The organism is Bacillus sp. VA15 (genome assembly GCF_055721145.1).
In genome coordinates this window covers 197302-207805 of sequence record NZ_JBVQPQ010000004.1, presented here as the reverse complement: position 1 = coordinate 207805, position 10504 = coordinate 197302, and the positions used below count along the sequence as shown (strand labels likewise).

13 protein-coding genes and 5 pseudogenes are annotated in these 10504 nt (G+C 39.1%); all 18 read left to right on the top strand.

Annotation, left to right across the window (positions count from 1 at the left end; translation table 11 throughout):
- Positions 1 to 29: 29 nt before the first annotated feature.
- The gene (locus AC0DBE_RS12830) at positions 30 to 860 is read left to right on the top strand and encodes a hypothetical protein (RefSeq protein WP_472962396.1); all 831 of its coding nucleotides are present in this window, start codon (positions 30 to 32) and stop codon (positions 858 to 860) included.
- A 33-nt stretch (positions 861 to 893) separates the two neighbouring features.
- The gene (locus AC0DBE_RS12825) at positions 894 to 1301 is read left to right on the top strand and encodes a YxiG family protein (RefSeq protein ID WP_088884222.1); all 408 of its coding nucleotides are present in this window, start codon (positions 894 to 896) and stop codon (positions 1299 to 1301) included.
- A gap of 40 nt (positions 1302 to 1341) precedes the next feature.
- Positions 1342 to 1668 (top strand): annotated as a pseudogene (locus tag AC0DBE_RS12820) (DNA-binding protein); the annotation flags it as partial.
- Between the two features lie 512 nt (positions 1669 to 2180).
- Entirely contained in the window at positions 2181 to 2723 is a 543-nt protein-coding gene (locus AC0DBE_RS12815) for a DUF4240 domain-containing protein (protein WP_242733557.1), read from the top strand.
- Between the two features lie 140 nt (positions 2724 to 2863).
- A complete protein-coding gene (locus tag AC0DBE_RS12810; RefSeq protein ID WP_242733558.1) occupies positions 2864 to 3334 on the top strand; it encodes a YxiF family protein in 471 nt (156 codons plus the stop codon).
- Positions 3328 to 3696 (top strand): hypothetical protein, encoded by a 369-nt coding sequence (locus AC0DBE_RS12805; protein ID WP_072565522.1) that lies wholly within the window; start codon positions 3328 to 3330, stop codon positions 3694 to 3696. The genes AC0DBE_RS12810 and AC0DBE_RS12805 overlap by 7 nt, the downstream gene beginning before the upstream one ends.
- Before the next feature lie 52 nt (positions 3697 to 3748).
- Positions 3749 to 4177, top strand: a pseudogene (locus AC0DBE_RS12800) (YxiG family protein).
- Positions 4178 to 4299: 122 nt separating this feature from the next.
- Complete coding sequence (locus tag AC0DBE_RS12795; protein ID WP_390894820.1) at positions 4300 to 4770, top strand: WapI family immunity protein; 471 nt, start codon at positions 4300 to 4302, stop codon at positions 4768 to 4770.
- Between the two features lie 57 nt (positions 4771 to 4827).
- Positions 4828 to 5205 (top strand): DUF2750 domain-containing protein, encoded by a 378-nt coding sequence (locus tag AC0DBE_RS12790; protein ID WP_242733559.1) that lies wholly within the window; start codon positions 4828 to 4830, stop codon positions 5203 to 5205.
- A gap of 123 nt (positions 5206 to 5328) precedes the next feature.
- Complete coding sequence (locus tag AC0DBE_RS12785; protein ID WP_242733560.1) at positions 5329 to 6201, top strand: hypothetical protein; 873 nt, start codon at positions 5329 to 5331, stop codon at positions 6199 to 6201.
- Positions 6202 to 6265: 64 nt separating this feature from the next.
- Positions 6266 to 6592 (top strand): annotated as a pseudogene (locus AC0DBE_RS12780) (DNA-binding protein); the annotation flags it as partial.
- A 39-nt stretch (positions 6593 to 6631) separates the two neighbouring features.
- Positions 6632 to 7117 carry a hypothetical protein gene (locus tag AC0DBE_RS12775; protein ID WP_242733835.1) on the top strand — a complete coding sequence of 162 codons (486 nt, stop codon included), beginning with the start codon at positions 6632 to 6634 and terminating at the stop codon, positions 7115 to 7117.
- 27 nt (positions 7118 to 7144) lie between these two features.
- A pseudogene (locus AC0DBE_RS12770) lies at positions 7145 to 7621 on the top strand (DUF2716 domain-containing protein); the annotation flags it as partial.
- 115 nt (positions 7622 to 7736) lie between these two features.
- Positions 7737 to 8021: a hypothetical protein gene (locus tag AC0DBE_RS12765; RefSeq protein ID WP_072181663.1), complete on the top strand. Its 285-nt coding sequence runs from the start codon at positions 7737 to 7739 to the stop codon at positions 8019 to 8021.
- Between the two features lie 18 nt (positions 8022 to 8039).
- Positions 8040 to 8369: a YxiJ family protein gene (locus tag AC0DBE_RS12760; RefSeq protein ID WP_072181664.1), complete on the top strand. Its 330-nt coding sequence runs from the start codon at positions 8040 to 8042 to the stop codon at positions 8367 to 8369.
- Positions 8351 to 8806, top strand: coding sequence for a hypothetical protein (locus AC0DBE_RS12755; protein WP_072181665.1), 456 nt, complete (start codon positions 8351 to 8353; stop codon positions 8804 to 8806). The genes AC0DBE_RS12760 and AC0DBE_RS12755 overlap by 19 nt, the downstream gene beginning before the upstream one ends.
- Positions 8807 to 8823: 17 nt before the next feature.
- Positions 8824 to 8952 (top strand): annotated as a pseudogene (locus AC0DBE_RS12750) (hypothetical protein); the annotation flags it as partial.
- A gap of 370 nt (positions 8953 to 9322) precedes the next feature.
- Positions 9323 to 10471: a rhamnogalacturonan acetylesterase gene (locus AC0DBE_RS12745; RefSeq protein ID WP_472962390.1), complete on the top strand. Its 1149-nt coding sequence runs from the start codon at positions 9323 to 9325 to the stop codon at positions 10469 to 10471.
- Positions 10472 to 10504: the final 33 nt, after the last annotated feature.

The following is a 10504-nucleotide window of genomic DNA, read 5'->3' as shown; positions in this document are numbered from 1 at the left end:
GGGAGGAATTCCTTGAAGGAGGAAATGCATTGCCGATTTGGACTAGCAGGCTCCATGAACGCAAAAACAATTTAATCTGTTTACATGGGACGAGAATTTTTGATAACAATGACAAAGAGAAATATATGGGGGAAGCCGAGCGTTTAATTGAAAATTTAGTTCCTTCTCATTATCACTGCTACTTTCTCTGCATCGTCAGTTATGAGTCGCCCATTTCTAGAGTACAGCAATACCGTAAATTATGGAGAGTGGTGCAGAGTGAGTTTGAATGTATGACGGGTGAAAAAGGAAGAGAACATAAGTTTCAATCTATCAATACTTGTGAATTTTATGGTGTGATGAAGATAAAACAGGCAGATATTAAGCAATTTCTGTATTTCCTAGAAGAGTTTCCATCACAATTTCGGATGATTTTCAGTGAGCATGATATTGGGAAAATTGATGAAGTATTAAGTCAAGTAGACGGCAATGAAGAAGGAGCTGATTTCTCATCTATTAACCTTAACCAATCAGTGTATATTGAATTAGAATCGTATGAATGCGACTACGAATTCACTTTTTATGTAAACGATGAAATCAATCAAAGTACCAAAAATTCCCTTATTATTGATACTGATCGGTTTACGGAAGTCCTGAAAACGTATTGCCATTTGAATATTGGAGCAGCACTTTCTATGAAGCTGCCTAGGCAGTGGAAAGAAGAATCTATAGACAATTGGATTTTCGTAGAAGAAACTAAAAAAGAAGTTACAGTCGCAAATATCGCTGAACATCACTTTCCTTGTTTTAAACTCAGAAAGTTTGATGATTTTAGTTCGGGGAGGTATATAGGGAATCTCGAAGAATATTTGCAAAATTAAATGCTGCTGGGATCAATTGATCAGGAAATGACAATGTACAAAACAATTGAACAATGGATAGATTATATTGACGGGGGTTGCAATGTTTTAAAGGTCGATTATCAGTTCTTTAAAAAAGAACTCTTACTTGAGATTCAGGTTGTTCAAAATAAAGCTGAATATACACATAATATTATATTTCAAAATGTAGCTTCTGTTTATTTTAATGGAGGTGATGGGGATATTCGATTGGAAAGGGCTATTCCGGAGGAGTTCAATTGGCAAATTTTCGAGATTAGTTATCATCCGGAAGGAATCGGAAACCTATCAAATCCTGTAATTCCAGAGTATCAATCAAATGCAAATTTTCTCATTGACATAAACAGAAGATTGATAGCTGTAGAGGCTGAGTCTGTTTCTTTTGATTCAAAACAATTTTATGCGTATAAGGTTAACGAGTAAGAAAACATATCTCACCCTTTCTAATCTGGGAGCATAACCAATGAAAAAATTAAAAATGAATAAAATCATCAACACGGACACCCAAGGTTGTTTTTTCCATGCTGATACACAGGGGCGTGTCTACATTGGAAAAGGTGAGAAAGGTGATATCACTGTTTCAATCTATGATCCTTCCGGTGATGTTCGGGATTTTAAAGTGAAAGAGCAGATTGCATATAGCGATATTCAGCTCTTCCAACAATGTGCAGATGGCTATGTCTTTGTTTATTACGAATCGTACGAGCCAAAGGTAAAGGTTTTTTCAGAAGAGGGAAGAGTGAAAAGTGATTATTACTTGCCTTCAGGGACTTCATGCAGCCTTCTGGATGAGAAACAAAACCTATGGGTCGGTTTAAGTGATGAAGGTATTTATGATGATGAAAACCCCAGTGGACAAAGTGTGCTGTGCTTCACTTTAGACGGACAACTAAAGGAAACTCACATTGATCAACAGCTTTCAGAAATATATGCGCCCGTGGTAGATGACTGCTATGCACTTGCAGAAAAAGATGGACTGATATACATGCTGTATTACTCTTATACAGTCATTGCCGCATTTGATGAGACCGACGTGAAACGAGTGTGGATTGTTTCTGATAAAGAATGTTCGGGGGTATATGACCAGCTAGCGATTTCAGATGACGGGTTTTGGATATGCAAAGATGAACATTCACTGTCCCTCCTTCCGGCTGATGTGAGTATGCCGGTGCAAGAGATGAAATGCTGTGATCAAGACGGGCGGGAGCTCTCCATACAACAGCTGAAACTAACAAGTAATGCTATTTATGCACTATCAGACTCAGGGATCTATAAGAGGGATATCAGAGGGGGGAAAAACAAATGAATGAAACATCTTTTTGGCAGCTTATTGACCAAGCTGGCAGCCAGGAAGAACCTAATGAGTGGCTGCGTGATGCATTATTGAAAAAAGAAATCAATGAGATCGTTGATTTTGAATTTATGCTTCAGACATTCATGCAAAAAAGCTATCTGTCCTCACTATGGGCGGCAGCATACATCCTAATGGACGGTTGTTCGGACGATACATTTGATTATTTCCGCGGATGGCTGATTGCCCAGGGCAAAGAGACATTCGAAAAAGTGCTGGATGATCACGAGTATTTGGCAGCATACATCACGGAGGAAACGCTTGACGAGGAAGGCTATCCACAAAATGAAGACTTGCTGTCAGTGGCAATTGAGGCGTTGATGAAGACTGGCGACGATGAATGGGATGATGAAGTACACGACGAGCTTTTAGATGCGCTTGAACAAAAGGGACTTGCCGAATCGGACGGTATTGAATTGGATTGGGAAGAGGAAGATTTGCCTCAAAGGTTTCCAAAACTGTGGGAGCGTTTTGAGGATAATCCGATTTTTTAAATTGTAGAAATGAAGCTTGTATCAATAAGCGATACAAGCTTTTTTTAGAACAAATCTGAATGATAAATGACAAAGAAACAATAGAATGATGAATCAATTTAAAAGAACTTGGGAAATTGACGGCGGAGGGAATGCGGCTCATGCAAAAAAGATTAATCGAAAAACTCGCCGAGAATAAAAGACGTTTGTTGAAGAGCGAAATCAAAGAAAAACTAATCCCTTGTGCAGAAAGGGGCTTCACTTATCGCTTTGCTGATCTGGCGCAAAGCAAGCAGTTGCTTGAGCTGGTTTTATCAATTTCAATATCAGCCAACATCCGTGAGGTTGATGCTCCCGAAAAAACGGAAGCGAAACAGCTGATCTTGAAAACATCTCAGTCCTATGTTGCTTATGATGACCGGGACGTTCTTCTGTATCATCAATACAGCAGCGAAATTGGTGCGTTAGTTTGTTCTTTTGGAAAATGTCTCGAGCACCTTGACGGCTTATTGGAATGTATTGAGTTCGACGAAGGGCTTCTCCATCATAGTTTTATTTTGGTTGAGCCTGAGTGCCAGTTTGGATTATGTGTATTGCACACGGAATATGGCTGTGAGCTTGTTTATTGGTAGATTGGAAACCTTTTGGAACATATCTTTTACTGAAAAAGCTTCAATATCTAAATATCAGTACGGTGCTTTGCATACTAATAACAAATCATTTAGTACTTGAATCCGTGGTGATCAAATTGAGCGAGCCAAAGCTAATAGAATGTATAAATAAAATCAAAAGTGTCTTAAATGGACAAACAACAAGAGAAGAAGTGTCGGATTGGGCGGGCACTTATGTTTATGCGGATGACTCCGAAGTAGAAGATGATAGAGTCTGGGATATGTTAATCCTTCTTTGTGGGATCGACTTGAAAGATTCTCCTGAAACTTATTTGCATTCAACAGATGATTTAAATGATTGGATCAAACAATATATGGGGTAATTTGTTTATTCTGCTTGGTGGTAAGGCGTTATTGATTAAAAAGAGGTAGGAGATGACAATGTACAAAACAATTAATGAATGGGTAGATTACATAGATGGGGGATGCAGTGTCCTTCTTTTTAGATTTTAATGTGTTTAAAAAAGAACTCTCACTTATATTAAGGTTTTTGAAGGTGAAGGAGAATATACGCATAAAATTTTATTTCAAAATGTTGCTTCTGTTTATTTTAGTGCAGATATTGGCGACATGAGATTAGAAAAAATTGTTCCAGAAGAATATAATTGGCAAATATTTGAGTTCAGTTATCACCCAGAAGGGATCGGAAACCTTTCGAATTCTAAAATTGAACACTACTATTCAAACGCTAATTTTCTTATAAATATGAACAGCATGCTGATTGCTATAGAAGCTGAAACTGTTTGCTTTGACGATCAATCGTTTTATGCATACCATTCAAATCATAAATATATCATCACATAAGAAAGGTTATAAGCCTAACAGGAGCCATACGATTTGTAAACAGCGATGGTATTACGATTTCAGACAGCAGTACTGGAAAGGAAATTTTATTAAATAATTCTCATATAAAACAAGGAGGCAGCATGGCCAAAATTAGAGACGATTGTCTTGAACTTGAACTAACACCGAGAAGGTATCAAGAAATGGATGATGATCCATTTATTTTATCCATATTTGAGTTGTTGGAAAATAAAAAAGCGATCGTTCGCGATTTTTCCGCTGTTTTATTAGAGAGTGAATATAAATTGCTGATATCTGGAATTGAAACGTTGATAATGGGAAATCAAGATATGATAAATTTAGAAACCATTGATCCACTTTTAATTCTCAGTATTAATGAAGAAAACGGAAACTACAGCTTTAAGATTAAAATTATACTTGAAGATGATAGTAAGTTTAATTCTAATTTGTTTGAGATTACCTGTAATAAAGAGAAGCTAGAATGCTTTGCAGAGACATTAAAATCAAATCTGGAAAATGCCTTCAAAACTTCCCTAACTATTACGCGGACTTATCGAAATAATAATCTGATGTTATATCCAGAGGGGTATTAGATAAGGTCAAGGACTAGCCGATTTCCCTCTTATGCTGCTTACAAGGAAGAGTGAAAAATGAATGAAAAAGAACTTGAGATGACATTAAAGTTAGATCCTGATAAAAGATATCGTTATTTTATTAAGAAAGTTGTTGACTATGAAGAAGTCTGGTCATTAAGTAATGATAAAGGGTGGGTTACATCTGAAGACGATAATGGAACAATACAATTTCATTTTTGGCCGACTGAAGGGCATGCAAAACAATGTTCAATTGAGAAATGGAAGAGTACATATCCAGAGTCAATAAGTTTAGAGGATTTTGTAGAGAACTGGCTTCCCGGTATGCTTGAAGATAAAGTTGGTATATCCATTTTTTTTAATAATATAGATTCAGTTTCGATACCAATTTCTCAAGTTCTCTCTGACATCGAGGATGAATTAGAAAACTATTAAAGAGATAATCTTCTTTCTCCATATTCAGAGGCACTCGGAAAGGAGTTTCCTTTTTTAAAAAGTCGACTTGCAAAAGGGAATATTTATGAGATTTTGTAGATAGCTTCTTGAAAGGTGGCATATATGTCTGATTTATTTTTTAAAGGATTACACACAGTAACAGAAAAAGGCCAAATTTTATTATCAATGAATGATTCAGAATTCATTGTGCTGACCCAGCAGGAACGTAATGATCATGGATACATCATCAATCATCTTTCTCTTTATTCAAACACTGATGGCCGATTCTTAAACAGCTATAGCGTACAAACCAAAAAGCAAGTTATAAATATACAAAAAGTTGATGATTCATTTTTGTTTTTAATTGATAAAGAGTACGAGGATGAAATAAGTAACGTTGAACCTAACATATATGTGTGGAGTCCGCTCAAAGGATTCTATCAATCTTTTTATGCGGGGCGATATATAAATTCAATGATGATCGACCAGAATAAGTGTCTATGGGTCGGGTATGATGAAACAGGCATATTTTCATGCGTTGATCAGGAAATAAGCTCAAGAGGAATGAATAAATTCATTTTGAAAAATGGGAAATATGAATTGGACTCCGATGATGTTAGTTCATATGTGATTGACCAATATTATTCTACTTTTGTAAGTGAAGATGCCATCTATTTGCATTACAGTTCGATGGGAGAAGACTATTTACAAAAACTGAAATTATCGGGAGAAACGTTAGGGCGGTATAAGGCTGAAATAGAGTTTCATTCCTGTATCCAAAACGGCTCGTATCTTTACCTATTCATTTGGGATGACTCATATCATATAAAAAAAGCAGTTAAGACAGATGATATGCAAAGCTTTGTAGAACATAAGATGTTGAATGAAAGTGCTGGAGAAGATCTATGTTTTGCCCAAGTAGCTGTATATAAAGATAAGTGTGTAGGAATTGATCATCATCATAATCTTTTTCTGTTAAATACAAACAGCTTATAAATGTGCCCCTTTAAATTTCTATTCATTCGATATTCAGATTTTTGAAAACCTGGGAGCATAACCAATGAAAAAATTAAAAATGAATAAAATCATCAACACGGACACCCAAGATTGTTTTTTCCATGCTGATCCACAGGGGCGTGTCTACATTGGAAAAGGGTTGAAAGGTGATATCACCATTACAATCTATGATCCTTCCGGTGATGTTCGGGTTTTTAAAGTGAAAGAGCAGATTTCATACAGTGATATTCTGCTCTTTCAACAATGTGCAGATGGCTATGTCTTCGTTTATTATGAATCGTACGTGCCGAAGGTAAAGGTTTTTTCAGAAGAGGGAAGAGTGAAAAGTGCTTTTCACTTGCCTTCAGGGGTTTCCTGCTGTCTTTTGGATGAGAAACAAAACCTTTGGGTCGGTTTAAATGATGAAGGGATTTATGATGATGAAAATCCTGACGGCCATAGTGTTTGGTGTTTTACTTTGGATGGTAAGCAGAAGGAAATACACATAGATAGAAAGCTTGAAGAAAAGGAAGCGCCGGGTGTAGTTGATTGTTATGGACTTGCAGAAAAAGACGGATTGATTTATCTGCTGTATTACGGAGATGCAGTCATTTCCGCATTTGATGAAACGGATGTGAGACGGGTGTGGATTCTGTCGGATAAAGAGCCGGACTCAGAAGCATTTGATCAGCTCGCGATATCTGAAGAAGGTTTTTTGGTTGGGACATTCAATTGTTACAGTGCAAACCTTAAGTCGTCTCTTTATTTGATTTCTACCGATGTGAGTCAAGAGATGGAAGAGATAACATGCTGTGACTTGAACGGTGAAGCTCTAGACGTTCAACAGCTGAAACTGACAAGTAACGCTGTTTACGCAGTGAACTCTTCTGGTATTTATAAGAAGGATATCCAATAAGGTGTTGATGAGATTATGATGAATTGACGCGCTTTAAGTCAGACAAAACTAGACCGCATCTGGTCAGAAGTGAATCAGCTCATAAAATGGAAGCCCGGAAGCAGATGTCATCACATCATCCCGCCTGATCCATATCGAGTGTTTGATATCTCAAGCGGGATGAGCAGTAAAGCTGGTCATAATGATGTGAGCGAAGTGCTGAGTGATTTAGAGACTTCTATTTTAAAAGCATTTCAATCGTGTACGGGAAAGCACGATGTGATATACGCATTAGATTGGCAGCATGATGGATATATCTTTAGTCCTCATCTAACAATGCCTAAGGATGAATTTGGCGAATGGCCTGTTCCGGTATTTCCAAACGGAGACTATTATTTCTTCTTTCATCAGGACATCTCTTGGGGACTTTTGGGAGACCCGTGGAAACGTACAATCACTGTATTTGGTGAAGAGCTGTTGGAGGCGATAGATAACTATCCGCCTATCCTGTTTCAAGATAGATGAGTTTGTCATTGAACATGTGTCTTTCATAATGTAAGTGAGTATGAAGCATAGGGAAGCCATCAACGGAGGAATCGAAATTGGCAGATGAGTGAGTATTTCAGGAGCTACTCCTATTTTGTTTCAGCATATCAAGAAATGGCGTTTTTATCGGGAAACAGATAACGTTCTTGGTGCCATTTATACGATTGAGTTAGCAGCTGTTTATCATTCACGTACGATTGTTGTCATATTCAAAGACGTTTCAGCCATTACGATACGAGAAATCGAAACCCTATCGGATCTATCAGATGGACTTCTCCATATTGAAACGCAACCACAAGGCACGTACCTTGTGGAAGAATGGGAAGAGCAGACATTCCGCTTTTATTGCCGGCAATATAAGGTGGTGGAAGATGAGTAGGGAAAGGGGAGGATCAGCGTGCTTCAAAAGCTGAGAAAGAGGCAGCGAGAGCTTGAGGACAAGCCGTACCCTGATGAAATGTACGGCTTTGAAGCGGAAATACATGAGTTTTTTATGCTTGTTGCCGGCAGTTTGGATTATGTGCTGGCGAATAAAAGGATGCCCCGGCATCAGCGGCGTTCGTTGGAGAAAAGTTTTTTTGAGTTGTATCCTGAAATACCACCGGACATGATCGAAAACGATAACGAACTGTATCATCACATTTTCTTGTATGAACAAATCAGACAAGAGATTTACGTTGCGCTATCCAAGATAAGGGGGAAGGTTTTATGGAAAAAACCTCTATAAGCAGTATCGGCAATTTGGACATGGTTGATCTTAAACCTGACCAAATCGTTACGTCATGCGAACTTAAAGATGCAGAGTCGTTTTATCGTTTTTGGCAAGGGCTTACCTATGAGCGAATCATGATACAGGTGATAACGACTGGTTCATTTATAGAAGACCTGTCAGAGTTTTTCAAAGGCTATGCTTACAAGGTGACGAAGCTGGCGAAAAGGCAATTTCATTTCCAATGCGTAGTACATGAAGCAGACCGGGACATTGCAGATTTTCTCTTTCTGTTAGCTTCCATCAATGATGATGTTTTTCTGATCACTGATCCTCAACCGGATAAAAACTATTTTTCCGAAGGCAAACTCCAATGCCTAACGGACTCAGGCGAACGGATCATGTGGTTTGATTTCGATGCTGTGGACATTTATATGGTTAGCCATCACTCATAAAAATAGGGGGAATCCATTTGAATATCACACAATATGAGAAAGTGAAAAAGCATCTTTCTCATTCGGATACAGGCCCATTTACATTAAACGAATTTACTTTCTATATGAAAGCAGATGAACGTTATATTCAAATTCCTGTGTTTGAATTAAAACTATCAACTCAAACCTGTGACATTCATCTGCAGTTTGAAGACATCAGTGCATCGAAGCTGGATGATCTTGAATCCATCGATGGGATTGAATTGGACATTTTACCGACTGACGATCAATGGGAAAGACTCCGTTATTATGTGTATGATCAAGAAAACCAAATGAGTTTCTATTGCGGAGGATGGGATGTGATCAAGTGTGACAAGAAGTCACACTGATTTTCCCCTTTTTTGCTTGAGACCCCCCTTTTTAAATATGGCACATCAATTTTATTTTCAACGCCATTTTTTTCTGCATTCAGTCATCATAAAGAAACAATCACCGAGTATGCATTATTGTATACGTTTTCATAGAGGGGGAATCTTAATGAAAAAATGGATGGCTGCGGGTTTTGTGATGATGCTGATGCTGTGTTTCGGCGGGATTGAGAGTGTGAAGGCGGCGGAGCCGAAGGTGTATCAGTTTGACTTTGGGAGCGGTTCGGTTGAGCCTGGTTACATTGGTGTCAGGGCGTCTGAGCGTTATGACCCGTCAAAGGGCTACGGTTTTCAGACGCCGGAGAATATGAAGGATGTGGCGGCATCCGGGACTGGTGTGAAGAGTGATGCGGTTCAGTTTTTGGCGTATGGGACGAAAAGCGACAACACGTTTCATGTGGATCTTCCGAACGGCCTTTATGAGGTAAAGGTGACACTTGGCAATACGGCAAGGGCCAGTGTGGCGGCGGAGGGTGTGTTTCAGGTCATCAATATGACGGGGGACGGTGCGGAGGATACGTTCCAAATTCCTGTCACCGACGGGCAGCTGAATCTGCTGGTGACAGAGGGGAAGGCAGGCACCTCTTTTACGCTCAGCGCCTTGAAAATCAAGAAATTGTCTGATCAGCCTGTGACGAATCGAACCATTTATGTCGGCGGCGATTCGACGGTGTGCAATTATTATCCGCTCAACAGCAGCAAGCAGGCGGGCTGGGGGCAGATGCTGCCTCATTATATCGACAAACACACCTTCCAAGTGAGAAACATGGCGTCCGGCGGGCAGATTGCGAGAGGGTTTCGAAATGATGGACAGCTGGAGGCGATCTTGAAGTATATTAAGCCGGGGGATTATTTTATGTTGCAGCTTGGCATTAATGACACAAATCCGAAGCATAATGAATCGGAAGCGGAGTTTAAGGAGATTATGCGTGATATGATCCGCCAGGTGAAAGCAAAGGGTGCGGAAGTCATTCTTTCAACACCCCAGGGACGGGCGACAGATTTTACTTCTGAAGGCATCCATTCGTCTGTAAACCGATGGTACAGGGCTTCTATTTTGGCTTTGGCCGAAGAGGAAAAAACACACCTCATTGACTTAAATGTTCTCAGCTCGGCTTACTTTACATCAATCGGCCCGGAAAAAACACTCGCATTATATATGGACGGAGATACGCTGCATCCAAACCGCGCGGGAGCCGACGCACTGGCGCGACTAGCTGTTCAGGAGTTAAAACGCCTGGGAATCGATGGCTTTTAATACGTCATTTTTCGACAAAACACATATGCCTTC

What these genes read in the sequence shown, in the direction of transcription:
- AC0DBE_RS12815 (WP_242733557.1), top strand. Translation starts at nt 2,181, where the DNA reads ATGAATGAAACATCTTTTTGGCAGCTTATTGACCAAGCTGGCAGCCAG.
- AC0DBE_RS12745 (WP_472962390.1), top strand. Translation starts at nt 9,323, where the DNA reads ATGAAAAAATGGATGGCTGCGGGTTTTGTGATGATGCTGATGCTGTGT.
- AC0DBE_RS12755 (WP_072181665.1), top strand. Translation starts at nt 8,351, where the DNA reads ATGGAAAAAACCTCTATAAGCAGTATCGGCAATTTGGACATGGTTGAT.
- AC0DBE_RS12785 (WP_242733560.1), top strand. Translation starts at nt 5,329, where the DNA reads ATGTCTGATTTATTTTTTAAAGGATTACACACAGTAACAGAAAAAGGC.
- AC0DBE_RS12825 (WP_088884222.1), top strand. Translation starts at nt 894, where the DNA reads ATGTACAAAACAATTGAACAATGGATAGATTATATTGACGGGGGTTGC.
- AC0DBE_RS12790 (WP_242733559.1), top strand. Translation starts at nt 4,828, where the DNA reads ATGAATGAAAAAGAACTTGAGATGACATTAAAGTTAGATCCTGATAAA.
- AC0DBE_RS12795 (WP_390894820.1), top strand. Translation starts at nt 4,300, where the DNA reads ATGGCCAAAATTAGAGACGATTGTCTTGAACTTGAACTAACACCGAGA.
- AC0DBE_RS12810 (WP_242733558.1), top strand. Translation starts at nt 2,864, where the DNA reads ATGCAAAAAAGATTAATCGAAAAACTCGCCGAGAATAAAAGACGTTTG.